We start from the raw sequence: 24,578 nt of genomic DNA, 5'->3' as shown, positions 1-24,578 counted from the left end.
CATAATTATGTAATAATGAATACAGTTGGCGCGGTATTTGTTAGAGAACCAAATGAAACTCAAAACCGTTAACTACCCATACTAATCTTTACTGAGAACGATGAAAAAATTAGCAATAGTTACCCTTTCTGCGACGCTTTTGGTTAGCATGATGGCTCTTAAGCCGCAAACGCCCAAGGTTGAAGAATCTAAGATCAAATGGTTGACGTTGGATGAAGCCTATAAACTCAACCAAAAACAACCCCGTAAGGTATTTATTGACCTATACACTGATTGGTGCGGTTGGTGCAAAGTGATGGATAAAAATACCTTCAAAAACGCCGAAGTAGTCGACTTTGTCAATAAGAAATACTACGCCGTGAAGTTCAACCCCGAGAAAGACGCTGATGTGATGTTGGGAAAAGTTTCGTTTAAAAATATGCTGAACGGCAAAGTGACCGGCTATCCCACAACGGTTTTTATGAGTGAGAAAATGGCGCTTATTCAGCCTGTTTCGGGCTATTTAGAGCCGCGTATGTTCCATCAGGTATTGGCTTATTTTGGTGATAATAACCACGAAAAAGAGCCTTTCGAGCAGTTTAAAGAAAAGACCTATCCCGGCAAATACACGGCAAAAGCGCAATAAAAGCCGTTGTGATCCGTCGATTTCGAGGACCAAGGCTTTTAATGGCTTTAAAAATTAAAAATGTACTTAACGTTCATTTTGGGCATATTTTGACCTGATTTGTGCTGAATTTATCAAGCGGATTGTTTGAATTCAGGCATTTATCTAAAAGATTTATGGCTTAACAACGAACCCGCTCACTTTTGCTGATGTTTAGAAATTTGTACCAATTGATTTTATTATGCAATTTTCTATATACCAACTCGACGCTTTTACGAATCGTATCTTTGGAGGAAATCCGGCCGCCGTTGTCCCGCTGACTTCCTGGTTGCCTGATGAAACCCTGCAAGCCATTGCCTGCGAAAATAACCTTGCCGAAACTGCTTTTTATGTTCCGTCCGACCGCGGATTCCATATCCGTTGGTTTACTCCTACCATCGAAGTGGACCTATGCGGTCACGCTACCCTTGCCACTGCTTATGTGTTGTTTTTTCTTGAGAATTACGGGCAGGAACAAATAAGTTTTGACTCTCGCAGCGGCGTTTTGAACGTACGCAAAGAAGAAGATTGGCTTGTTTTGGATTTTCCCGTCGACACAATGCACAAACAGCTCGTTGCACCTCCTGCTTTATTGGAAGCATTGGGCGAAGTTACTCCCGTAGAAATTATAAGAGGGAAAACCGATTTCATGGCTGTTTTGGAAAGCGAAGAACAGGTACGTTCGATTCATCCTGACGTGATCATCCTTTCTACCCTGCCGGCAAGAGGTGTAATCATTACCGCTAAGGGCGAAGAAGTAGATTTTGTTTCCCGCTTTTTTGCGCCTCAGTCAGGAATCGCCGAAGATCCGGTGACCGGTTCGGCGCACACGACCCTGACGCCTTATTGGGCCGAAAAACTGGGAAAAACCGAATTGAGCGCCTTGCAGGTTTCGAAACGCGGAGGAGTCCTTAAAACAAAACTTAACGGCAACCGGGTAGAAATAGCCGGGCAGGTACGTTTGTACTTAAAAGGGACTATTGAGATTGAGTGAGATTCATGTTCTTAATTTAGATTTTTTCCCTAAGGATATGTCGATTATCGGTATTGATACAATAACGATAAAGTTCAATGCCTTTTAGTCAGGGTGTTAACTGTCTGAAAAGAGAGTAAGTAGATTTTTTATTTATTGGGTTTTATCAGGAACAAGCCATTTTTGGATACAGAAATAGACGCTTTGGTATATGATTTTTTGGAGAATAACCCGAATTAAAATATACCCCGTAACTAGTAACAAATACCAAAACATATCTTATATTCGCATTTTCCCTACAAGATGAAAATTAAACAACTCTCTTTTCAGAATAGTACATGGAACCCTATTTCCGAAACCCCGGCTTTTGATGCTTCGCATGCCCAATTGGTTTTAGCCTTTGGTGAGAGAAAATGTTTGGAAGATATTCGGCCTTATGAATACCTTCGAGATATGTTTCCGACGGCCGATATTGTCATCAATTCTACATCAGGCGAAATTTATCAAAATTCAGTGCATGAAGGGACAATCATTGTCACCGCCATTGAATTTGATAAAACCACTGTTCGTACTACCAATGTCGACATCGAAAACCATTTTCAAAGCGCTGAAGCGGGTGAAAAAGTCGCGCAGGCCTTATTGGCAGATGATCTGGTGGCGATCTTTATCATTTCTGACGGTGGGCGTGTAAATGGAAGTGAACTCATTGCAGGTTTGATTGAGCATACCGATAATAAGATTCCTATTTCCGGAGGTTTGGCCGGCGACGAAGCTCGTTTTGAGAAGACCCTTGTTGGTCTGAATGAAAATCCTCAAGAGGGAAAAATCGTAGGAATTGGCCTTTATGGTAATTCTTTGAACTTAGGACACGGAACAATGGGCGGATGGGATGTATTTGGCCCTGAACGGGAAGTGACCGAATCGGAGTATAATGTCCTTTATAAAATTGGAGATAAGGCCGCCCTTGATCTTTACAAAGATTACTTAGGTAAATACGCCGATGAATTGCCGGGAGCGGCGTTGTTGTTTCCGCTTTCCATGAGAGCTACTGCTGATTCTGAACCCGTTGTGCGTACCATTCTCTCCATTGATGAAGCCAAAAAGTCGATGACTTTTGCCGGAGAGTTGCCCAAAGGTGCTTTAGTGCGGTTCATGAAGGCTAACTTTGATCGTTTGATCGACGCTTCTGCCAGTGCAGCCCAATATTCTCTGTCACTTTTTGATACTCCGCCCGAATTAGCTATTTTAGTGAGCTGTGTAGGTAGAAAATTAGTATTAGGCTCTCGTACCGAAGAAGAAGTAGAAGCGGCGAGAGAAATATTTGGACCACTACCTGTCATGACGGGTTTCTATTCATACGGAGAAATTTCTCCATTGAATCCCAATGCTCGTTGTGGATTACACAATCAAACCATGACGATCACTACCCTATCCGAGAAATGAGCCCTATTGATATTACGAAGTTGCATCGCTTACTGAAAAAGCAAATTAATAAGTACCTGACAGAAGATAATTTAAAAGAAGAAGACATTACTAATTTTATCAAGGCAGTCAATGATTCTTATCTCAACTTTGAGCGGGACAAGGAATTGCTTGAACATTCTGCACAGTTGAATGACAGAGAGTATGCCGAAATAAATAATAAGCTTAAAGAAGAAATCAAACAACGTAAGATATCAGTTGAAAAGCTGATTGAAGCCATCCATTCCTTAGAGATACAGGAGGGAATTCAACCCAAATCCTTTGATTCAAATAATCTTTTAGGGTTAGTCGATTTTCTTCAGATACAGATTGAAAATCGTAAGCTGATTGAAGCAGAATTGCGTCAGGCAAAAGAGACGGCAGAGCAGGCAACAGATGCTAAATCGGAGTTCCTTTCGATGATGAGCCACGAAATCCGCACACCCTTGAACAGCATTGTGGGGCTTACATACCTTATGCAACAGGAGGAAGTGTCGCCGGCCATGTCTGAAAACCTCAAGATCCTTCAATTTTCTACGGATAATCTTTACGTGCTCATCAATGATATTCTCGATTTCAGTAAGATCGAGGCGGGCAAGGTAGAGTTGGAAAGAGTTCCTTTTGATATTAAACAACTTATTTCCAACATTAAAAAAGCCAATCAGGTCAAGGCAGAAGAGAAAGGCAATAAGATCAAATTGATGATCGACGATGACGTACCTGAGGTAGTCATTGGCGATGCATTGCGTTTGGGGCAGATCATTTCAAATTTAGTATCTAATGCCGTGAAATTTACGGCAAACGGAAGTATCACGGTAGAGTTGTCATTCATCCGAAAAAATGGCAATAACGCAGTGATGGATATTTCGGTCAGCGATACCGGGATCGGTATTGCTCAAAACAAACAGGCTTCTATTTTTGAGAAATTTACCCAAGCTAACTCAGAAACTACCCGTCAGTTTGGAGGAACGGGGCTGGGACTGGTGATCACCAAGAAGCTCCTTCATCTTTATAAGAGTGATATTCAGATTGAAAGTGAATTGGGAAGAGGGTCTAAATTCTTTTTTTCCATAGAATTGGAGATCGGAACAGCCCTTAAAAATAAGGCAAATGAAGCAAGCACTGAACTGCTGAATGAAAATACCTTAAAAGGCGTGAAGGTTTTGTTGGTGGAAGATTACCCCGTAAATGTAAAAGTAGCCACTAAATTTTTGGAAAGGTGGCAAATCATGCTGGACGTGGCTGAAAACGGGCAAATAGCCGTAGACAAGTATGAAACGGGGAAATATGATGTGATCCTGATGGATATTCAGATGCCGCAAATGGATGGCTACACGGCAACGGCAAAGATCAGAGAAAAAGATGCCAATATTCCCATCATTGCCCTGACGGCCTCGGCAACGCTCAGCAATCAGGACCGCGCGTTTCAGGTAGGAATGAATGATTATGTTACAAAGCCATTTAACCCCAAAGAATTATTTCAAAAAATAGCAAAATACAGTAATAGGATTTAATGTAACTTACCGAATAAACTTATAAGCCAAAAGCGCCCCGAAACCCGGGGCGCTTTTGGCTTATAAGTGCTTTGTTGCAACTTATAAAAAGAAAAAGCAGTGGCCTGAAAATCATTTTGATGCGTAGAGAAATAACGCGACGTCCTTACATGACCATAAGAATAAGACCGACATTTGGAAAATAAAGAATAAAACAAAACAGAATGGATTTTGGCCCAAACATTCCTTCATGTACTTTGGGAGTGCAAAGTAAATTTATCTAAAAGTTGGATAATGTATTGGTTATCAGTCTCAAAACAGAGAGAGCCTTGTTATGCACTTTTAAAAGCATAATTGAGCAGGTAGGTATAGGATAGTATTTAATACACTTTTTAGAAATATTTGAATATAGTTTTGACTCTTATTGAGATGTTGAAGCAAAAGCCCTCTAAGGCGGAAAACCCTGTCAGAATAGAAACACAAACCTTTCAACGACGAATTCAAATGATAAAAACACACAATCTCAATTATTTTCATGCAGGCTTGATTCTCTTGGTATTAGTATGCGGGAGTTGTAAAGTATCCTCCACAGCTCAAGGTAAGAAAGACGGATTTGTTCAGATATTTGACGGTAAAACGCTGAATGGATGGGAGGGTGATCCCGTTTATTGGCGAGTTGAAAACGGCAATTTAGTAGGCGAGATCACGCCAAGTACATTACTCAAGACCAACTCTTTCATCATTTGGAAAGGCGGAGAACCCGCCGATTTTGAGTTGAAAGGAGAGTTTAACATCACAAAAGCAGGTAACTCAGGCATCAATTACCGCAGCGACCGTTTGACGGATGTGCCTTTTGCGTTAAGAGGGTATCAGGCAGATATCGACGGAAATAACCGTTATACCGGCCAAAATTATGAAGAACGCAAAAGAACAACGTTGGCCTATCGTGGTCAAAAAACAACGATCAATCCTCAAACCGGCACTTTTACGCCTGAAGCAGTACGGGCAAAAGTAAAAAGCAATGCCTGGACCGATCTGAGCGTGACGGGTTCGTTGGGAAGTTCGGATTCGTTGAAGACCTTAATTAAAGGCGAAGATTGGAATGAGTTTCACCTGATTGTCAAAGGAAACCGCCTTCAGCATTATATAAATGGCGTTTTAATGAGCGATGTCACCGACAATGATGCAGTAAATGGCAAGTCAAAGGGACTTCTAGGGGTACAGGTACACGTGGGACCACCCATGAAAGTACAGTATCGTAATCTCCGTTTAAAGCAACTCTAGTGTCCCATGAATAAAATTGGATTTAATGTGCTGGCTTGGTCGGCCGGAATGTCAGATGAATTGTTCCCGATTATTGCTCGATTAAAAGAAGTTGGATATGATGGAGTCGAGTTTTTTGTAGGGTCGCCTGAAGAAGCAGCTTACAAAAAAGTGGGAGATTATAGTCGCGATTTGGGTCTGGAAGTGACGGCTGTCACGGTAGTTGGTGCCGCAGAGAACCCCATCAGTGAATCAGCAATAACCCGGACCAAAGGCTTGGATCGCATTAAATGGTCTATTGATCGTGCACACGATTTGAATGCCACCGTATTGTGTGGGCCTTTTCATTCGGCTCATGCCCATTTTGCGGCGCATCCGGCATTGGACGAAGAATATGCATGGGGTGCTGAAATATTACACGCAGCCGGGGAACACGCCGCACAGGCCAATATCGTTTTGGCGCTTGAAGCACTCAACCGTTTTGAGTGTTATTTGTGCAACACCATGTCGCAGCTGACTAAATTGGTGACAATGGCCGATCATTCGAACGTAAGAGCCATGTTTGATACGCACCACGCCAACATTGAAGAGAAAAAATATGCACTTGCACTTCAGACTGTTTCCCCCATATTGAGCCACGTACACATTAGTGAAAACGACCGCGGTACTCCCGGCGATGGTCACATTCCTTGGGATGATGCCTTTGCGGGATTAGCAGCTATCAACTACAAAGGCTGGCTGACAATCGAAGCTTTTTCCAGAAATGATCCGGGTTTTGCCAATAGCATTGGCGTATGGCGTGAGTACAACGACCCTTGGCACATTGCCGAAAACGGTCTCAAATTTATCCAAGAAATGTGCATCAGGCATAATCTGTGATCTAATCCTCTTTTCTGCCCCTTTATGAAGAATTTGGAGCATTTACTGCTGTTTGTTGGTATTATCTTTTTCAGCGTCGGTTTTACTTACAAAAGAGAATCGGTGTCGAAACAGGATGTAACTGATTATCGAATCGTTTACAAAGGAGAAAAAGGTCCGGGACTTGGGAAAAATATTGTTTTTATTACTTCCGATCACGAATACCGCAGCGAGGAGTCGTTACCTGCTTTGGCCAGAATTCTGGCCAAGCGTTACGGATTTACGTGTACGGTGGTTTTTGGACTTGACGATAATGGATACATATTGCCCGGCAGTTCTGATCTCAAAGGGTTGGATGTGTTGGACAAAGCTGATCTGATGGTGCTGTTCACCCGGTTTTCAAATTTTGGAGATGAGGAAATGCAGCATTTTGATAAATACATTCGGCGTGGAGGTCCGATTGTGGCTTTTCGCACGTCTACGCATGCCTTCAGCAATAAAGGAAATACGAAATGGGAGCATTATTCGTGGGATTATAAAGGCGAAAAAAGTGCTTGGAAAGACGGTTTCGGTGAATTGGTATTGGGTGAAACCTGGGTTTCTCACTACGGTACCAATCACAAACAGGCATCAAAAATTATTCCGGAAGAAGCCCAAAAAGACCATCCTATTTTGCGGGGCGTAAAAGACATGTCGACACAATCCGGCGGCTATACCGCTTACCCTAACGGAGCAACGGTGATCGCACGCGGCCAAGTCCTGAACGGCATGACCCCCGACGCCGAACCCGACAAAACCAAAGAGTTGCTGCCTGTGGCTTGGACACGCACTTATTCCGTGGAGTCGGGGCCTTCCGGTCGCGCTTTTGTTACTACTCACGGAGCTTCGGAAGATATATTAAACGAAGGTTTTCGGCGCATGGCGCTGAATGCGGCTTTTTGGGCAATGGGGATGGAAAAAGAGATCAAAGCCAATAACTCCATTGAGTTTGTGGGGCCGTACAAACCAACTACGTTCAACTTTAACGGGTATAAAGCCAACGTAAAACCGGCCGATCTGGCAGGATGGGACTCATTGATCATGCCCGGCGAAATTGTAAAGAAAAAATAAAAACCCATCATTTCAGCTTATAAACACACAATAACGAATATGTCAGAAAAACTTCCTTTTCGCTTTGGGTCTGAGGTCTATACTTGGTTCATGAGCGGTAACGGTACCACGCATCAGGGGCGTCTGGGCCACATGATCGAGATCATCGCACAGGCAGGTTTTACGGGAATTCAACCCATTTTTACCTGGATGGGAGAATTGGTTGACCCGGACCGTTTGGAAGCAAAATTGAAAGAACAGGGTATCGAATTGGCCGCCGTGGCCTTGGCATTGGAATGGAACGGAGCGGAAGAAACGCACAATGAGCGCCTGATTGCCAACAACGCCATCAGTTTGCTGGAACGCTTTCCCGGTGCAGTACTCAATACGGTACAAATACCAACGGGTCGTCATAATTTGGAAGAGCGCCGTCGCAGTTTGGTGAACATCGTAAATACAGTTTCGGCCCGGGCAAAAGAAAAGGGCGTGCCTTGCAGCTTTCACCCAAATTCTCCGCATACTTCCATTATTCGTACCGAAGAAGATTACAAAGTGGTGTTGGAATCATTGGATACGACCGTGACGGGGTGGACGCCTGACGTGGGTCACATCATCAACGGTGATATGGACCCGCTCTCAAAGATGAAAGAATACGCGTCGTTGATCAATCATGTGCATTACAAAGATTGGGACGGAAATCCTGAATTTACCCTTATGGGCAGTGGCAAAGTAGATCTTTTGTCGATTACGCAGTGGTTGAAAGACATCAATTATAGCGGCTGGATCATTTGTGAGGACGAAGGAAAAGAAGCACTGGACGATCCTGATTTTGTAACCTTGCACGATGGTCGTTGGATCATAAATGATTTAATTCCCGGCTTAAAATAAGACTCATTACCAAAACAGGTTTTAAATCCGAAAATCGTCATTCGTCAATCAGAAATAACATGCCTTTTGTACAAACCAACGGAATCAATTTCTATTACGAAGAACGCGGGCCAAGCTCGGCGGAGCCACTCCTGCTGATCATGGGTATCACTGCTCCGGGCTCGGTGTGGGAGCCGCACGCCTCGTATTGGGAAAAAGATTTTCGATGTATCATCGGGGATAATCGGGGCGTAGGCTTGTCGGATAAACCTTCCGGGCCGTATACCACTGAACAGATGGCCGATGATTATGCCGGATTATTGGATGCACTTCAACTGGAAAATGTGCATGTGATAGGTTGCTCTATGGGCAGTACCATTGCGCAGCAGTTGGCCATTCGTCACCCCGAAAAAGTGCGCTCTTTGGTGCTGATGTGCCCTTGGGCGCGTTGCGACAATGCCGCTAAAGCCATTTTTCAGCACATGATGCATTGCAAAGCCCGATTCCGACCCGAAGAATTCAGCCTGTATATTCAGCAATTGATCTATTCGAAAGCTTCCTGGGATAATGAACAGGTTGCGGCCGAATTGGAAGCGGGTCGAAATCAGGCGGCCGTTGACCCTTTCCCGCAACCTCTTCACGGATTGGAAGGGCAGGCAGCGGCGTGCATTACGCACAACGCCCTGACTCAACTCCCCGGCGTAACCCAACCGACGTTGGTCATTGGCGGCCGAGAAGATATATTCACCCCGGTCTGGATGGCGGAAGAAGTAACGGCGGCTATACCGAATGCCGAACTTTTCTTATACGAAAAAGCCGGCCATATCTTTCATTTTGAGCAATTGGAAGATTTTAATCCACGGGTCAAAAAGTGGTTATTGGAACATTAATTGGCATACAGTAAAAGCAAGATTTAAGTAAAAATTACATTAAAAACGGTTTTCGGAAGGCTTTTTCCAACGTTGATCGTTGAATTTAACTGCAATGACTTTCTATGAATCAGACAACTATAACGGCTCAACCTTGGACAAACAAACTTTCGAATGCGGCGCAATTGGGAGGGATTGAGACGTCTGTCATAGACAATGGTTTGGGCAAAGGAACCCGTATCGCCTGGATCAATACCGGAACGGGATTACGGTATAAAATAGTCATTGATCGTGCGATGGACATCGCTGATGCATTCTATAATCAGCATAGCTTGGCGTGGTTGAGTCATGCAGGAATCATGCCGCCGCAACCTTTTTCCAACCAAGGAATAGAATGGATTCGCACCTTTGGCGGCGGGCTCCTAACGACCTGCGGCTTATCGCACGTGGGTGGGCCGGAATCAGATGCCTATGGTGAACGAGGGCTGCACGGATTGGTGAGCAACATTCCCGCTGAAATAGAATCCATTATCCAACCCGACCCTGTAGCGGGAAAAATGGACATGAGCATCACGGGAATTATCAAACAGACGCAGGTTTTCGGACCGATATTGGAATTGAGAAGAACCATTTCAGGCACCTTGGGCGAGGCGAAAATTCGGATTCATGACGAAGTACTGAATCGGGCCAATACCGCAACGCCGCACATGATGCTGTACCACTGCAATTTTGGGTGGCCGTTGGTAGACGAAGGAACCGAGATCGTATGGCAAGGTTCGTGGAAATCACGAGATAATGATCCCAATAATCCTATTTTCAGGGAAGGAAATGATTTTAAAACGTGTCCTGCACCATTAGACGAGCACAGCGGAGGAGGAGAAGAAGCCGCCTTTATTGATATTGATGCAGATGCCGACGGAATATGCCATTGTGGTTTGCGAAACTCAACCCTTGGCCTTGAAGTCGGGCTGCGTTTTCAGAAAAGCCAACTGCCGTGGATGACCAATTGGCAACATTGGGGCAAAGGCGAATACGTAACGGGCATAGAACCCGGCACCAATCCGCCCATCGGGCAGGCGAAGGCAAGGGAACAAAATACGCTTATTCATTTAGCGCCCGGCGAACGCCGCAGCTATGATCTGGAAATTGAGGTTTTGACATTGTAACTCCGTAGGGGCCCCGCCCCTACAGGTTTTCGATTATCTGCCCCCAAGGTACGGGATCAAATGAAAATAATAACGAATAACAATCAACTCTTAACTTGTGCGTGAGCACTTTATGGAAAAAATGGCAAATGTAAGTTTAGCAGCGAAAGCCTTAGAACAGGGAAAAGGGATTTTACGCTTGGCACCTACGTGGGTTCCTCGCTCATTTTGCGTACCCGGACGACGAATCAAATTACACCCCGACGATTATTACGTGTTGGGAGGTGTGCGTGGTGGTATTGACGAACGTTGGTTGTCATCAACAACACCCGCTAAAAACGGTCCTCTGACGGGGGAGCATGAAGGCTTGAGCAAAGTAGTGTTGCAGGACGGTGATAAAACCGAGCAATTCTTATTAAAAGATGCCATTGATGAGCTCAAAGGCGAGATCATCGGCGACCGTCTGTGGGATGAGTACCAAAGTTGGCCAATGTATTCAAAATTCTTTGATAACATGGGGCCTCTTCCTCACCATATTCACCACAATGACGAAGAAGCGGCTAAGATCGGCCAATTGGGCAAGCCTGAGGCGTACTATTATCCACCGCAACTCAACAACCACGGCGGCGATTTTCCCTATACATTCTTCGGCATTGCGCCCGGTACCACCAAAGAGCAGATCAAAGAATGCCTGATGAACTTTACCAAAGGCGACAATAAAATCACGATGTATTCACAGGCCTTCCCGTTGATTCCGGGTACGGGCTGGGATGTGCCTCCGGGCATGCTCCACGCACCGGGAAGCTTATGTACGTATGAGCCGCAAAAAGCCTCTGACGTATTTGCGATGTATCAATCATTGGTCAATGAGGCCATTATTCCCGAAGAATTGTTGTGGAATGGTACACCTCCTGACCGCATCGGCGATTATGACCAATTGATGGAAGTCATTGACTGGGATCTCAACACGAATCCAAATTTGTTGGAAACACGGTTTATGCGCCCCAAACCGGTCAAAGATGTGGCAGAAATGGAAGCGGAAGGCTACAGCGAAGTGTGGGTTTGCTACCGTTCGGAGGCATTCAGTGCCAAAGAACTGACCGTATTCCCCGGACAGACCGTCACCATCAAAGACGCTGCGGCGTATGGCATCATTGTGATGCAGGGCCATGGCAAGTTCGGCGTTTGGGACATTGAAACACCGGCGCTGATACGCTACGGACAACTCACCAACGATGAGTTCTTTGTGAGCGAAGCCGCTGCCAAAGAAGGTGTTACCATCAGCAATCCGTCGGCCAATGACCCGATCGTGATCCTGAAACACTTTGGCCCAAATAACCCTGATCTGGTCCTGTAATTTTTAAAATTCAAGTTATCCGATAGCAGTTATTCGTATAATAAGAAGCTGTTTTATTAGCCACAAAGGACATAATGAATCGCGCAATGAGTAATACAGTAGAGTTTGCTTTGTGTTTTCTTAATGCTCTTTGTGGTGAATAGTACGGGTTAACACATACACAGATAACACTTAACTTCACTATTAACCTTTAATCTTTTAAACAACATGCCGGAGAATAATTATCCTAAACTCCACAATGCCACTTGGCCCGGTATTGTAGGAAAAGGCCCCGATTCAGAACCGCCTATTCCACTTGATACCATGTTGGAAATGACCGCCGCTGCGGAAGTAGACGGTGTAAAATTTGATGGAGTCGATCTTGGGCTTTTTGACCCACATTATGACCTTGATATTTCAGATGACGGCATCAAACGATTGGCCGATAAAGTAGCTGCTCACGGTCTTGAGATCGGCAGTTTGGTAGCTCCTATTTGGGGTGGCCCTGCCATGGGAAGCAAAGAAGAGCGCGCTCAATTTGTGGAAATGGTGCGTAAATCGTGCCATATCGGCCAAAAACTGCGTGAATTGGGCATTCGTCCCAACGGTATCGTTCGGGTTGATTCCGCAAGCAGCCCGCAGGCGTGGGCCGTTAATCCTGCCGGAAACACCAAACTTATCGCTGAAACCTTCCGCGAAGCCTGCGATATAGCCGCCGGATACGGTGAGCGCCTCGCTGCCGAAGGGGAAATTTGCTGGGGCGGAATGCACAGTTGGAAAGATATGCTTGATACGTTGGAAGCGGTAGACCGTCCTAACATGGGTTTTCAGGCCGATATGTCGCATACCACTTTGTATTTGCTGGGATACAATGCGCCTGAGCATCGTATCTTACCCGAAGACTTTCAATGGGGTGATCGCGAAACGTTCTTAGACGGTTTGAAAAAATTAACCGCTGCACTCCGTCCTTGGACCATTGATTTTCACGTAGCCCAAAACGACGGAACGGTACACGGAACCGGCTCTCACGATAAAACGGGCCGTCACTGCCTGGCGACTGACCCCAACGGAAAATTAGACGTTGTTCATGATGCCGGTCTTTGGCTTCGCGACGAAAGCGGCGAGTTGACCAAAGCCTTCAAACACATCTGTTGGGATGGCTGTATGTTTGCCAACGAGGTAATGACCAAGCAGCAAACCTGGAATGATATTCTGGCAGTGATGATCAAGGTGCGTAAAGCGCACGGCTGGTACGAAGCATAAAACTGTTTTGTCATGCCGGAGGCATCTAAAAGCGACGAATCAGTAGTTGTTTTCTATAAAAATTTGACAAAAAAACATTCATTATGTCAACTAAAAAAGAAATAAGAATTGGGTTGGTGGGAACAGGTCTTATGGGCCGTACTCATTCCAATGGCTATAATCGCATTGCAAATTTTTTCCCTGAATTGGAATATCGGCCGGTATTGAAGGCCGTTTGCTCACGCAATGCCGAAAAAGTACAGGCATTTGCCGAGCAGTGGGGTTTTGAATCGTTTGAAACGGATTGGAAAGCGCTCGTCGCCCGCGATGATATTGATGCCGTCGATATTTGTACGCCAAACGATAGCCACGCCGAAATTGCGCTTGCCGCCGCTGCCGCCGGGAAAATGATCCTCTGCGAAAAACCATTGGCCCGGACGTTGGCCGAAGGAGAAACAATGGTGGAAGCTGCCGAGAAAGCGGGCGTTAAAACAACCGTTTGGTACAACTACCGTCGTATTCCTGCCGTAACGTTGGCCAAACAGATCGTAGATTCGGGCAAATTGGGCAAGATATTTCACTATCGCGCCAACTTCTTGCAGGACTGGACCATCAATGCCGACTTGCCGCAGGGCGGAACGGGCTTGTGGCGTATGGACGTAGATTCGGCCGGTTCGGGCGTAACGGGCGATCTGCTCGCGCACTGTATCGACACAGCCATGTGGCTCAACGGCGCCATCACCGACGTTTCGGCCATGACCGAAACTTTTGTGAAGGAACGGATGCACCAGGTGACTGGTAAAGTACAGCCCGTGGGTATCGACGATGCCTGCCTTTTCCATTGCCATTTTGCCAATGGTTCTTTAGGTTTGTTTGAATCAACCCGTTATGCACGCGGCCACAAAGCACTTTATACCTTTGAGATCAACGGCGAACATGCGTCCATTCGTTGGGATTTGCATGATTTGAACCGGCTTGAATATTTCGACCACAACGATGAATCCATCGTACGCGGCTGGCGCTCCATTCACGTCACCGACGGCGATCAACCCTACATGAATCGTTGGTGGATTCCGGGCTGCGGCATCGGCTATGAGCACAGCTTTATTCACCAAGTGGCTGATTTCCTGAAAAGCTTAGAAACCGGCGAGCCTTGCGGCCCTACATTCAGAGATGCCTTACAAACCCAAAAAGTATGCGAAGCAGTGATTGATTCAGCGAATTCAAGAAGCTGGAAAGATACGGGTGCGGAAGCGATTGGGTAATATTTTAATGTCTTTTTATACACGAAGCGCGGGGCATTGCCTCGCGCTTTTTTTGTTTGAGAGCGCCGCTTGATAAGTTTTCGTATCTGGAAAAATGTTCCATTAAAAATGGTTATAGAACTTACACCTTAATTTCAATTATCAGTTTTTTATATGTACTTTTATTTTTTCAGATTAAAATGATTTAAAATCGAGCTTTTATTAAAAAAATAGATATTTTCCTAAAATGTATCAATCAAAACAATCATGTTATACTTAATTGGATTACTCTTATTTATAATAACTTTGTTTTATATATTAAGCAAGTCGAAAAAAAATAAACAAAATGTTTCGAAATATCTTATATATAAAAAAGAAGAAATTGCCAATTTGCCATCTAATAATTTAAACAGCTATTTTAGTTCTGGTTACCACAATAAAGATACAGAGGAATTGTTATCCCAAAGCAAATCGGAACCTATTTTAGAAAAAATAAAAGTAGATTTTAGTTTACAATCTAATAATGTAAACAGCCATTTTAATTCAGATTACTACAATAATCATATAGAAGAATTACTATACAAAACCATAGAGATTAGACATTTTGCTATTCGAGGGATACGTTTTAGAGAAAATATTACTGAGAGTGATACCGGCTTTTTTGTAGGCCATGCAATTTGTGAAGATAATTATCATGATAAATATGCAGTTGCTATTTTTAGAAACGATGGCAAACAATTAGGATATACGCCTAAAAACAACAAAAGATTAGATGATTCTATTAAAAAATGGCACAGTGGGAAAATATTATGTTGGGGAATAATAGGATATGATAATTATAATAACATTTGGGGAGGAGATGTTTATATACCAGTTGGGATGCCAGAAGACACAATTAACATGATACATGAAATTATAAGACGTAAAGAGCGCTTAAGTATCCTTCTAAAGGAAAAACCAGCATCAATAGAAAATTCATTAAATGCTCTAAAAATTCATCAAGAAATCAAAGAGTTAACCAAAATAACACCGAAATTTGATGGCTTAAACCATGTTTTTCCAAAAACTCTTATACCTTCTTTATCTAAACATTTAGAAAAAGAAAAGATGTGGAGTAAACTAATAGAATTAGAGCAATATAAAGACGAAATTCAAAATTTATCCAGTGTAATGGCCAGCAGTACATTACAAAGAATAAACAAAGCAAAAGAATTTCTAAATATAAAAGAATAGTAATAGAGCCAGCTAGATTAGGCTGTATCCCCGCAGTTGCTCGCGTCCCGCGAGTGATGAATATGACAAGGCTTCCGGCCGTTTTTGCTTATCTACATTTGCTTCTTTCTCCATGGGCTGCGTCCCACAGTACTTTCATTTTGGAGAAAAAAAGGATTTAGATGCCTACGGCATGACAAAGTAGGCCGAAGTCTTCCAAAGGGTGATTTGGACCTTTTGTAAACAAAGTGCTTTTAACACGAGGAGGGCTGGAAATGCTGTTTTTCGTGTAATGAGAGACTACTATTTATTCTTTATCTGATCTCTGAAAATAGCGATAGCCTCTTTAAAATCGGTGTAATATTCATTGTCATCACGTACCAAAACAGACATATAGGTATTATCAACTTTTAAGTTATAGGCTGTTATTTGCAAGCCAAACAGCGCTTTCGGGTCTTTCTCGCGTAACCATGCGCTGAATACTCTATTTCGTGCTGCTGATTGCCTGTCTCCACCCGATGAGCAGATGTACATTAATGCTATGTCCTTATCACCCTGTAATATCTTTCGCAGAATGTCTATAATGGTGTCTTTTACCCTTGGGTCAATTCCGGATTTTGGAGTCGGTGGTAGGAGAATAGAATGGTCAACCGATGGGCCAAATCCAAAGGTGTAAGTATGATTGTCTAAGTGGGGATGTGCCGGAAAATCGCCCTGAGAATGAATGAAGTAAACCTGATATTTGATTCCAAAGTCAGTAACAAAAGTATAATCTAAGGCATTCGTACTACTCTTTCCTTCGTACTTATAGGGGTTGTACGAACTTAATTCCTCTTGCATACAATTCTTCTAAGGTGATTTCCCCCCTGTAATACCTGTCAATAGCTTCTTTATCCTCCAACTTACGTTTCATTATATCGAAGACGGAAGGTGAGGCGTTTTTAGCTGTCGTTTTTTTATGTTTTGCCGGTACCGCGTTCATGTCTCTGTTCTGCATTATTCATACAAAGATGTCAATTATATGCTGACTTTTATTCATTTATTAATGAATATTTTAGTAACTTCCCCGTTGGTCGAAGTCTTCCAAAGGGTGACTTCGACCTTTCTATATAAAGCGTGTTTGTAACACGATGATTGCCATGAGCCTATTCTATTTCGTAGCTATTTGTCTATGGGCAATGCCGCTCAACTTTGCTATTCTCCAAATTAACGCAAATTCAGAGAATGATAGGTCGGTCGCTTATTGAAGTCTGAGCTGATAGAAAAGCCCAACTATTTTACTAAAACCTTCATTTCAGCCTTTGATAGTATTATCACCGCCAATCTAATCTTGTTTATCGTTGCTTCAATTTATGCTCCTGTAATGAGTAATTTGCCCTATTTTCATTCTTACTAAACTAATTTTACCATAAAGGGCTGCCTTTACATGACCCTATATCCTGATTACATCCTCCAAGTACACGGACTTACCAAAGCATTTTCGGGCGTAAAAGCGCTTGACAATGTGCAATTGAACGTGCGCAAAGGAGAAGTACATGCGCTGATGGGGGAGAATGGCGCCGGTAAGTCAACCTTCATGAAGATTTTGATCGGCCTGCTAACTCCCGATGCCGGCGAAATTCTTTTTGAAGGAAGCGAATTAAAAAATAACGATGTCAATGAGGTGTTGAAAAAAGGCATTTCGATGATTCATCAGGAAATTCTGATCGTACCTGAATTGACCGTTGCGCAGAATATCTTTTTGGGACGAGAATCTACCCAATGGCTCTCAACTTGGCTGAACGACAAAGACATTAACCGGCAGGCAGAAATACTTCTGCAACAGATGGGCGTGGCGATAAGCCCCACCACCAAGATGAAATACCTCAGTGTGGCCGAAATGCAAATGGTAGAGATCGCCAAAGCCATCTCTAACAATGCGAAGGTGATCATCATGGATGAACCCACATCGGCCATTTCAGATAGAGAAGTGACGATACTTTTTGAAATCATCAAAGACCTGAAAGCCAAAGGAGTAGCCGTTGTTTATATCTCTCATAAAATGGATGAGATCTTCCAAATCGCCGATACGATCACGGTATTGAGGGATGGGAAATACATCGGCACAAAGCCCGCAGCGGAACTCAATAAGGCTGACCTGATCAAAATGATGGTGGGCAGAGAAATTGATACTCTTTTTGCGGCAAATACAACGCCTAAAGGAAAGGTGCTGTTGTCCGTTAAAAACCTTGGGCGACGCGGTAGTTTTTCGAATATTACGTTTGACGTTCACGCGGGGGAAGTACTCGGGATTGCCGGATTGATGGGCGCCGGTCGCACCGAAATAGCCCGCGCCATTTTCGGATTGGATGTTTTTACCGACGGTGAGATTTTCATAAAACAAGAAAAGGTAACCATAAAATCGCCGCAGGACGCCATCAAAAACGGCATTGGCTACGTAAGCGAAGACCGAAAAGGATTGGGTTTTATCCCCGGCTTGTCGGTAAAGCACAACATCAGTTTGGCAAGCCTTTCGAATCATGCAAAAGGAGGATTTATTCAGAGCGGAAGCGAAAGCGCGATTGCCACTAAGATGATGAAGGACCTACGCATTAAAGCAACCGGCATGGACCAAAAAGTGACCTACCTAAGCGGAGGAAATCAACAGAAAGTGGTCATCGGGAAAGTGCTTCTTGCAGCGCCGGAGATCATTATTTTGGACGAACCTACGCGGGGAATCGATATCGGAGCCAAACATGAGATTTATAAATTGATCCATGAACTAACGGCCAAAGGCATTGCGGTCATCATGATTTCGTCAGAGTTGCCGGAAATAGTGGGAATGAGCGACCGAATTATGGTACTGTCCAAAGGGAAACAAACCGCTCTGCTTTCGAAAGAAAATGCCACCCAGGAAACAATCATGCAATTTGCAATGCAGCATTGACTTTGAGAAGGTTAGTTACTGTCGGTTATGAGTAACCGACCCCACTGTGCAGTCGGTTGCTCACAACCGACAGTTTTCGAAAAATTCAATGTTGAAATTTCCCAAAAAAGGGCAAAATCAAACTCTAAACCAAACACCAAGAGCATTTCAAACGCGGTAAAATGAATAAATACTTTACACAATTGGGAGATTCGACCAAACGACAGGCAAAAGGCTTAGGTCAATACGGGATTTTTATTGCTTTTGTGTTGATCTGTCTTGTTTTATCGTTTATCACACCCAAATTTCTGACCGTTTCCAATTGGACCATCATCATTACGCAGGTGTCTATCAACGCACTACTGGCGTTTGGGGTTACGTTTGTCATCATTACGGGTGGCATCGACCTTTCTTTGGGTTCAATGGTTGCCGTGACGGGAATTGTGGCATCGTTGTTAGCTCATCCGGACGATTATCCGGTCGTGGTGCCTGTTTTGGCGGGTTTATTGGCGGGTGTTTTCATGGGAGCGTTCAACGGAACGATCATTACGAAAAGTAAAGTGCCGCCGTTTATTGTCACGCTCGGCACCATGACGATTGGTCGGGGACTGGCGTTGATATTGAGCAAAGGTCGCCCTGTTTCCAACCTTTCCGATTCGTTCAATTTTATCGGTGGTGGTGCCCCTTTTGGGATTCCTGTTCCTATTATCATCCTCATTGTGGCGTTTATAATCTGTTCAGTGGTGCTTAAAAAGACTGTTTTAGGACGCTATATCTACGCTGTCGGGGGCAATGAGCAGGCCGCAAAAGCTTCGGGAATTCGAGTAAATAAAGTCAAAATGGCAGTTTATACGATATGCGGCGGACTGGCTGCTTTGGCGGGTATACTGTTAACTTCCCGAATTACGACGGGTCAGCCTAATGCAGGTGCCGGTTTTGAATTGGATGCCATTGCGGCGGCGATCATTGGTGGAACAAGCACTTCGGGCGGAACGGGCACCATGACCGGAACGCTCATTGGTGCTTTGTTGATCGGCGTGATCAGTAATGGCCTGGACTTGCTTAATGTTACATCGTATTATCAGCAGGTAGTAATGGGCGCTATTATCATTGGGGCGGTGGTATTGGATAGTTGGAATCAGTCGGCAGCGCAGCGATAAAATTTACCATATAAGGCGTATAAGTTAATATAGGAAAGCTGTTCTGAATTTTGCTTAATATGTTTGACCCCATCCGGGACGGCAAACATCAAGTGAGTGATTTAAAGTAATGTTGAAGAAGCAATTAAAATAATATCACCTAAGTAACTAAAGAGTTTAATTGATTATCAATAGTTTGTAAACAAAATGTAGAAAGCCTGTTTTGCTTAATTCCTTATATAGTTTAAGAAATGATATAAACCCGGTAAATAACTAAAAATGAAAAGAGTATATATTGGATTGATTGCTTTGGCATTGCTGTCGGGATGTAGCCAAACGAATGAGAAAGGGCAGGAGAGTGGTGAGAAAAAAATGGTTATTGGTGTCACGATGCTGAGTATGCAGAATGAATTTATCGTCAATGTCAGCGACGAGATGGAGAAAAAAGCCAAGGAATTGGGCGTTGAATTGATCACCGTCGATGCCGAACGCTCGGCTTTGAAGCAAATTGAGCAAGTCGAAAGCTTTATTGCCCAAAAAGTAGACGCTATTGTCATGAATCCCTGCGAAGTTGAAGCAAGCTCACCGGCGGTGACCAAAGCCTTGGCCGCTAAGATTCCCATTATCAATGTTAACTCAGAAACGGCCACAAAACCAACCGCTTTTGTAGGGTCAGACGATGTAGAATCGGGTAGGATCGCCATGAAATTTATTGCCGAAAAACTGGGGGGCAAAGGAAATGTGGTCATGATGCACGGTTATATGGGACAGGCAGCACAGATCAAACGCGAGCAGGGAGCGCGCGAAATCCTTAAACAATATCCCGGGTTGAAACTGATCGCTCACCAAACAGGAGAATGGGATCGTGCTAAGTCCATGTCATTAATGGAAAACTGGATACAATCTTACGGCAAAGACATCAATGCGGTATTTGCCCAAAACGATGAAATGGGCATGGGAGCAGTCAATGCCCTGACGGCGGCGGGTATGAAAGATAAGGTCGTTGTGGTCAGCATTGATGCGATCCCGGACGCTTTGCAGGCTGTCAAAAAAGGCACATTGGATGCCACTGTTTTTCAAAATGCGCAGCAACAGGGGGCTAAAGCGATAGAAACTGCCGTAAAAATTTCGAAAGGACAAGCCTTCGAAAAGGAGGTACTTATTCCTTTCCAACTGGTCACTAAAGACAATGTAGCGACTTTTATGAAGTAAATATAACGAAAAACAGCCCTAACCTGTGGAATACCATAAGAGCATATACCAATGATGTAAGGCGCTTTATTAAAAAAAATAAAAGAAAAAGGCCGAAAGTTACGAACAGTTTTAGGGTCGACTATTTCCTTGGCTACAGGCTTTAATACCTCTGTTCAGCAGGTATCAATAACTTCGGAGAGTAACGTAATTGTTTGATTTATAACTCTTTAAGGAAGGCGATTGCTTTCTTTAAAGGGCTTTTTTGCTTCAACTGAGCTGGGAAAAAGCTTTGAGTACAGCTTCTGCTTTCCAAATACAGTGTGGATGGATCTTGATAGACTTTCATCATTATTCTTCTCTAGGATAATTTAAGGGTAAGTTTTGACTTTTGCAGGATGGCATAGGATAGTTGTTTTGCAGGACTTTTAAATATTTGTACAATAGAAGGGATTTATATTTTTATTTTATGAGCCTCTCTACATATTATCTATCTACTTAACTTCTAAAATCATTTTCTTATGAAAAGAAAATTTATTCTGCACAAGAGTAAATTCCGGACCTATTGTTTACTGGCGCTGGTTTTACTTTTTACATCCACTTCTTTTGCACAACAACTACAATCGGTCAAGGGAAAAGTAACGGGTCAAGATGGCGAAGCATTGGTTGGTGTGAACGTATTCGTTAAAAGCACAACTCGCGGTACCACAACAGACTCTGAGGGTAGCTATAAGATAGATGCCCCAAGAAACGCAACATTGGTTTTCAGTTACATTGGCTATACCGCCAAAGAAATAGTGGTTGGTTCGCAGGAATCAGTGAATATTACCATGGAAGCCTCCGACAAGGTTTTGAATGAGATCGTGGTCGTGGGGTATGGTAATCAGGTGAAAAAAGAAGTGACCGGTGCTGTTCAGACCATTGGCAGCAAAGAGATCAAAGACATTCCGGCCTCTCAGGTTACTCAAAAATTGCAGGGACAGTTGGCGGGCGTTCAGATCAACCAAACTACCGGAAAACCCGGTCAGGGGATGTCGGTTCGTATCCGGGGTCAATTGTCAGTTTCGGCGGGTAGCGAGCCTTTATATGTCGTGGACGGTTTTCCGATCACGGGTAGTATCGGTGCCATCAACCCCGACGAAATCGAAGAAATTACTGTTCTTAAAGATGCTTCTTCAACTTCATTGTACGGTTCAAGAGCGGCCAACGGGGTTGTGCTGATCACGACCAAAAGAGGGAAAAGCGGCCAGACCAATGTTAGCTTTACCTCTTACGTTGGGGTTCAGCATGTGCCGGAAAGGGGAAGGATCAAGATGCTGAATGCTGTGGATTTTGCCCAATTCAAAAAAGAATACTACGAAGATGCAGGTCAGGCCGTACCGGTGGAATTTCAGAACCCATCGCAGTATGAAGGTAAAAACAATGACTGGTATGCTGCCCTGTTACGCAATGCTCCTATTCAAAGCTATAACCTGACACTGACTTCCAATAAAGAAAAAGTAAATACGGCGGTTGTAGCCGGGGTTTTTCAGCAGGATGGTGTAGTGCTGAACAATACATACAAACGGTATTCACTTCGTCTGAACACCGATTATACGGTATCGGATAAAATAAAGATCGGTTTCAACCTTGCTCCGCAGTATGTATTTGACAATACGCCCAGAACAGACGGCGACCGCGGAACAGGTATCCTTTTCAACGCCTTGCACACCTGGCCTATCATGCCGATCTATGATGCCAATGGTGAACTGACGAAATACAACCAACTTCCGGGCAGTACGGGTAACATTTTTGCCTATCCAAACTGGGTAAGAGCGGCCAACGAATTGGTGAATGAAACCAGAAACATCAACGTATTGACGAATGCGTATTTGCAGTACCAGCCCATCAAAGGATTGGTCTTGAAAACGACCTTCAATGCAGAACTTTTAAACTCTAAATTTTTCTTCTTCAACCCATCGACTGCTACCAGTGCGATCAACGTGCCGATTCCGACAACAGCCGTTTCGATTCGCCAAAGCACCGATAACCTTACTTGGTTGAACGAGAACCTGGCTACCTATACAAGAAGTTTCGGAGAACATAATTTTGAATTGTTGGGTGGTTTTACCAATCAACGCTTCCGTCAGGAATCAACACGTGTTCAGGCAGATACGTATGCCGATGACCGACTGCCAACCATTCAGGGAGCCCTCAATGTGAACCGTGGCGGTACGACCAACGGGGTAAACGAATGGGCATTGACTTCCTTTCTTTCACGGTTGACCTACAATTACAAAGGCAAGTACTTATTTACTGCGGCAGTACGGAGCGACGGTTCATCGCGCTTTGGGGCAAACAACCGCTGGGGTACTTTCCCGTCGGCTTCATTGGGCTGGGTAATATCAGACGAAGATTTTCTTAAAACTATTCCTAAAATATCATTCGCGAAAGTCAGAGCAAGTTATGGTGTGATCGGAAACAACAACATCGGTAACTATACTCCTTATGCGTTGATAAACAACACGATCAACTCTGTATTTGGAAATACAGTAGCCAGTGGTGCGGTAGTAACTTCATTGGCTAACCCTAATTTAGGCTGGGAAACCACCAAGCAAATCGACCTTGGTTTGGACTTAGGTTTATTCAATGATCGCATCTCGTTTGTGTATGACTTTTACACTAAGCGTACCACCAATTTGCTTTACAGCGTGCAAATCCCGCAGGAAGCAGGTTTCACTAACTTCAATGATAACATCGGTGAGATTAAATTCTGGGGACATGAGTTCTCTTTGAATACGCGTAATACTACCGGACGTCTGAAATGGTCAACCAATGCGAACATTTCATTCAACCGCAACAAAGTGATTGCCTTGGCTGATGGTATTGATCGCGTGTATGGAACCTTCCACATTACGCAGGTTGGACAACCGTTTGGTCAATTCTATGGTATGCAGGGACTTGGATTGTATAAAAACGCCGAAGACGTTAAAAACTCTCCGATCATTCCCGGTCGCTCGGCCCCGGGTACCATCAAATTTGCTGATATAAACGGTGATGGAGTTATTACCAACGGTGGTGATAAAGATGACCGTACCATTATCGGTAATCCCTTCCCTAAATTTACGTATGGAATTGTTAATAACTTAACCTATGGCAATTGGGATATGTCTATCGTAGGTTCCGGCTCGTTTGGCAACCAGTTGTTGGTACGCCACCTGTACAGCACTGCCAACCTTGACGGTGTATTTAACTTAGTGGAAGGTGTAAAAGATCGTTGGAGATCAGAAGCCAACCCCGGCAAAGGGATGTACGGTACAACAGTGGGCGGCGGTAACTATACAGGGATCGAGCGCGACTGGATGAGTACGCACTTTATTGCCGATGCGTCATTCTTTACCATCAAAAACATCACATTGGGGTACAATATTAATGTTCCGAATAAATTCTTCCGTTCGGCAAGGGTATATGCTTCGGCACAGCAAGTATATGTATTTACCAAATATTGGGGCGGACCAAATCCCGAAACCAGTGCGCAGGGTGATGGAAACGGTGACGGCGGTAACCTGAGCCAAGGAATTGATTTATCAAACTATCCTGTTCCACGTACCTATTCCATTGGTGTGAACCTGTATTTCTAACAGGTAAATTGTTCCTTTCCATTTACAT

General features: G+C 43.9%; 19 protein-coding genes. 18 read left to right on the top strand and 1 reads right to left on the bottom strand.

Going from position 1 to position 24,578, the window contains the following annotated elements; genetic code table 11:
* The first annotated feature begins 100 nt into the window (after nucleotides 1-100).
* The 14 genes from ACQY73_RS13070 (at nucleotide 101) to ACQY73_RS13005 (ending at nucleotide 15,716) form a co-directional block, all read left to right on the top strand.
* On the top strand, nucleotides 101-625 hold the full coding sequence (locus ACQY73_RS13070; RefSeq protein ID WP_428666574.1) for a thioredoxin family protein: 525 nt from the start codon (nucleotides 101-103) through the stop codon (nucleotides 623-625).
* A 220-nt stretch (nucleotides 626-845) separates the two neighbouring features.
* Complete coding sequence (locus ACQY73_RS13065) at nucleotides 846-1,637, top strand: PhzF family phenazine biosynthesis protein (protein ID WP_428666571.1); 792 nt, start codon at nucleotides 846-848, stop codon at nucleotides 1,635-1,637.
* Between the two features lie 282 nt (nucleotides 1,638-1,919).
* Nucleotides 1,920-3,059: an FIST signal transduction protein gene (locus ACQY73_RS13060; RefSeq protein WP_428666568.1), complete on the top strand. Its 1,140-nt coding sequence runs from the start codon at nucleotides 1,920-1,922 to the stop codon at nucleotides 3,057-3,059.
* Nucleotides 3,056-4,591 (top strand): response regulator, encoded by a 1,536-nt coding sequence (locus ACQY73_RS13055; protein ID WP_428666565.1) that lies wholly within the window; start codon nucleotides 3,056-3,058, stop codon nucleotides 4,589-4,591. The genes ACQY73_RS13060 and ACQY73_RS13055 overlap by 4 nt, the downstream gene beginning before the upstream one ends.
* Nucleotides 4,592-5,074: 483 nt before the next feature.
* A complete protein-coding gene (locus ACQY73_RS13050; RefSeq protein ID WP_428666562.1) occupies nucleotides 5,075-5,854 on the top strand; it encodes a 3-keto-disaccharide hydrolase in 780 nt (259 codons plus the stop codon).
* Between the two features lie 6 nt (nucleotides 5,855-5,860).
* On the top strand, nucleotides 5,861-6,712 hold the full coding sequence (locus ACQY73_RS13045) for a sugar phosphate isomerase/epimerase family protein (protein ID WP_428666559.1): 852 nt from the start codon (nucleotides 5,861-5,863) through the stop codon (nucleotides 6,710-6,712).
* Nucleotides 6,713-6,736: 24 nt separating this feature from the next.
* Nucleotides 6,737-7,801: a ThuA domain-containing protein gene (locus ACQY73_RS13040; RefSeq protein WP_428666556.1), complete on the top strand. Its 1,065-nt coding sequence runs from the start codon at nucleotides 6,737-6,739 to the stop codon at nucleotides 7,799-7,801.
* Nucleotides 7,802-7,840: 39 nt separating this feature from the next.
* Nucleotides 7,841-8,668, top strand: coding sequence for a sugar phosphate isomerase/epimerase family protein (locus ACQY73_RS13035; protein ID WP_428666554.1), 828 nt, complete (start codon nucleotides 7,841-7,843; stop codon nucleotides 8,666-8,668).
* 59 nt (nucleotides 8,669-8,727) lie between these two features.
* The gene (locus tag ACQY73_RS13030; RefSeq protein WP_428666552.1) at nucleotides 8,728-9,537 is read left to right on the top strand and encodes an alpha/beta fold hydrolase; all 810 of its coding nucleotides are present in this window, start codon (nucleotides 8,728-8,730) and stop codon (nucleotides 9,535-9,537) included.
* 104 nt (nucleotides 9,538-9,641) lie between these two features.
* On the top strand, nucleotides 9,642-10,682 hold the full coding sequence (locus ACQY73_RS13025; RefSeq protein ID WP_428666550.1) for an aldose 1-epimerase family protein: 1,041 nt from the start codon (nucleotides 9,642-9,644) through the stop codon (nucleotides 10,680-10,682).
* A gap of 112 nt (nucleotides 10,683-10,794) precedes the next feature.
* Entirely contained in the window at nucleotides 10,795-12,018 is a 1,224-nt protein-coding gene (locus ACQY73_RS13020) for a hypothetical protein (protein WP_428668461.1), read from the top strand.
* Between the two features lie 207 nt (nucleotides 12,019-12,225).
* A complete protein-coding gene (locus ACQY73_RS13015) occupies nucleotides 12,226-13,260 on the top strand; it encodes a sugar phosphate isomerase/epimerase family protein (protein WP_428666548.1) in 1,035 nt (344 codons plus the stop codon).
* An 83-nt stretch (nucleotides 13,261-13,343) separates the two neighbouring features.
* A complete protein-coding gene (locus ACQY73_RS13010; protein WP_428666546.1) occupies nucleotides 13,344-14,504 on the top strand; it encodes a Gfo/Idh/MocA family protein in 1,161 nt (386 codons plus the stop codon).
* Between the two features lie 246 nt (nucleotides 14,505-14,750).
* The gene (locus tag ACQY73_RS13005; protein WP_428666544.1) at nucleotides 14,751-15,716 is read left to right on the top strand and encodes a hypothetical protein; all 966 of its coding nucleotides are present in this window, start codon (nucleotides 14,751-14,753) and stop codon (nucleotides 15,714-15,716) included.
* A gap of 282 nt (nucleotides 15,717-15,998) precedes the next feature.
* Here ACQY73_RS13005 and ACQY73_RS13000 read toward each other — a convergent pair whose 3' ends face one another.
* Nucleotides 15,999-16,535 (bottom strand): DUF6169 family protein, encoded by a 537-nt coding sequence (locus ACQY73_RS13000; protein ID WP_428666542.1) that lies wholly within the window; start codon nucleotides 16,533-16,535, stop codon nucleotides 15,999-16,001.
* A 586-nt stretch (nucleotides 16,536-17,121) separates the two neighbouring features.
* Here ACQY73_RS13000 and ACQY73_RS12995 point away from each other — a divergent pair.
* From ACQY73_RS12995 to ACQY73_RS12980, 4 genes are all read left to right on the top strand, one after another.
* The gene (locus tag ACQY73_RS12995; protein ID WP_428666540.1) at nucleotides 17,122-18,621 is read left to right on the top strand and encodes a sugar ABC transporter ATP-binding protein; all 1,500 of its coding nucleotides are present in this window, start codon (nucleotides 17,122-17,124) and stop codon (nucleotides 18,619-18,621) included.
* A gap of 161 nt (nucleotides 18,622-18,782) precedes the next feature.
* Complete coding sequence (locus tag ACQY73_RS12990) at nucleotides 18,783-19,760, top strand: ABC transporter permease (protein ID WP_428666538.1); 978 nt, start codon at nucleotides 18,783-18,785, stop codon at nucleotides 19,758-19,760.
* A gap of 258 nt (nucleotides 19,761-20,018) precedes the next feature.
* A complete protein-coding gene (locus ACQY73_RS12985; RefSeq protein ID WP_428666535.1) occupies nucleotides 20,019-20,951 on the top strand; it encodes a sugar ABC transporter substrate-binding protein in 933 nt (310 codons plus the stop codon).
* A gap of 500 nt (nucleotides 20,952-21,451) precedes the next feature.
* The gene (locus ACQY73_RS12980; RefSeq protein WP_428666533.1) at nucleotides 21,452-24,550 is read left to right on the top strand and encodes a SusC/RagA family TonB-linked outer membrane protein; all 3,099 of its coding nucleotides are present in this window, start codon (nucleotides 21,452-21,454) and stop codon (nucleotides 24,548-24,550) included.
* Nucleotides 24,551-24,578 lie beyond the last annotated feature (28 nt).

Origin of the sequence: Runella sp. (assembly GCF_965279615.1) — a bacterium.
Lineage (GTDB): Bacteria > Bacteroidota > Bacteroidia > Cytophagales > Spirosomataceae > Runella.
The sequence above is the reverse complement of the archived record's forward strand: the minus strand, read 5'-3'. Positions and strand labels throughout refer to the sequence as shown.

What these genes read in the sequence shown, in the direction of transcription:
- ACQY73_RS13030 (WP_428666552.1), top strand. Translation starts at nt 8,728, where the DNA reads ATGCCTTTTGTACAAACCAACGGAATCAATTTCTATTACGAAGAACGC.
- ACQY73_RS13035 (WP_428666554.1), top strand. Translation starts at nt 7,841, where the DNA reads ATGTCAGAAAAACTTCCTTTTCGCTTTGGGTCTGAGGTCTATACTTGG.
- ACQY73_RS13040 (WP_428666556.1), top strand. Translation starts at nt 6,737, where the DNA reads ATGAAGAATTTGGAGCATTTACTGCTGTTTGTTGGTATTATCTTTTTC.
- ACQY73_RS12995 (WP_428666540.1), top strand. Translation starts at nt 17,122, where the DNA reads ATGACCCTATATCCTGATTACATCCTCCAAGTACACGGACTTACCAAA.
- ACQY73_RS12990 (WP_428666538.1), top strand. Translation starts at nt 18,783, where the DNA reads ATGAATAAATACTTTACACAATTGGGAGATTCGACCAAACGACAGGCA.
- ACQY73_RS13020 (WP_428668461.1), top strand. Translation starts at nt 10,795, where the DNA reads ATGGAAAAAATGGCAAATGTAAGTTTAGCAGCGAAAGCCTTAGAACAG.
- ACQY73_RS13060 (WP_428666568.1), top strand. Translation starts at nt 1,920, where the DNA reads ATGAAAATTAAACAACTCTCTTTTCAGAATAGTACATGGAACCCTATT.
- ACQY73_RS13025 (WP_428666550.1), top strand. Translation starts at nt 9,642, where the DNA reads ATGAATCAGACAACTATAACGGCTCAACCTTGGACAAACAAACTTTCG.
- ACQY73_RS13050 (WP_428666562.1), top strand. Translation starts at nt 5,075, where the DNA reads ATGATAAAAACACACAATCTCAATTATTTTCATGCAGGCTTGATTCTC.
- ACQY73_RS13000 (WP_428666542.1), bottom strand. Translation starts at nt 16,535, where the DNA reads ATGCAAGAGGAATTAAGTTCGTACAACCCCTATAAGTACGAAGGAAAG.
- ACQY73_RS13055 (WP_428666565.1), top strand. Translation starts at nt 3,056, where the DNA reads ATGAGCCCTATTGATATTACGAAGTTGCATCGCTTACTGAAAAAGCAA.
- ACQY73_RS13070 (WP_428666574.1), top strand. Translation starts at nt 101, where the DNA reads ATGAAAAAATTAGCAATAGTTACCCTTTCTGCGACGCTTTTGGTTAGC.
- ACQY73_RS13010 (WP_428666546.1), top strand. Translation starts at nt 13,344, where the DNA reads ATGTCAACTAAAAAAGAAATAAGAATTGGGTTGGTGGGAACAGGTCTT.
- ACQY73_RS12985 (WP_428666535.1), top strand. Translation starts at nt 20,019, where the DNA reads ATGAAAAGAGTATATATTGGATTGATTGCTTTGGCATTGCTGTCGGGA.
- ACQY73_RS13005 (WP_428666544.1), top strand. Translation starts at nt 14,751, where the DNA reads ATGTTATACTTAATTGGATTACTCTTATTTATAATAACTTTGTTTTAT.
- ACQY73_RS13065 (WP_428666571.1), top strand. Translation starts at nt 846, where the DNA reads ATGCAATTTTCTATATACCAACTCGACGCTTTTACGAATCGTATCTTT.
- ACQY73_RS13045 (WP_428666559.1), top strand. Translation starts at nt 5,861, where the DNA reads ATGAATAAAATTGGATTTAATGTGCTGGCTTGGTCGGCCGGAATGTCA.
- ACQY73_RS13015 (WP_428666548.1), top strand. Translation starts at nt 12,226, where the DNA reads ATGCCGGAGAATAATTATCCTAAACTCCACAATGCCACTTGGCCCGGT.
- ACQY73_RS12980 (WP_428666533.1), top strand. Translation starts at nt 21,452, where the DNA reads ATGAAAAGAAAATTTATTCTGCACAAGAGTAAATTCCGGACCTATTGT.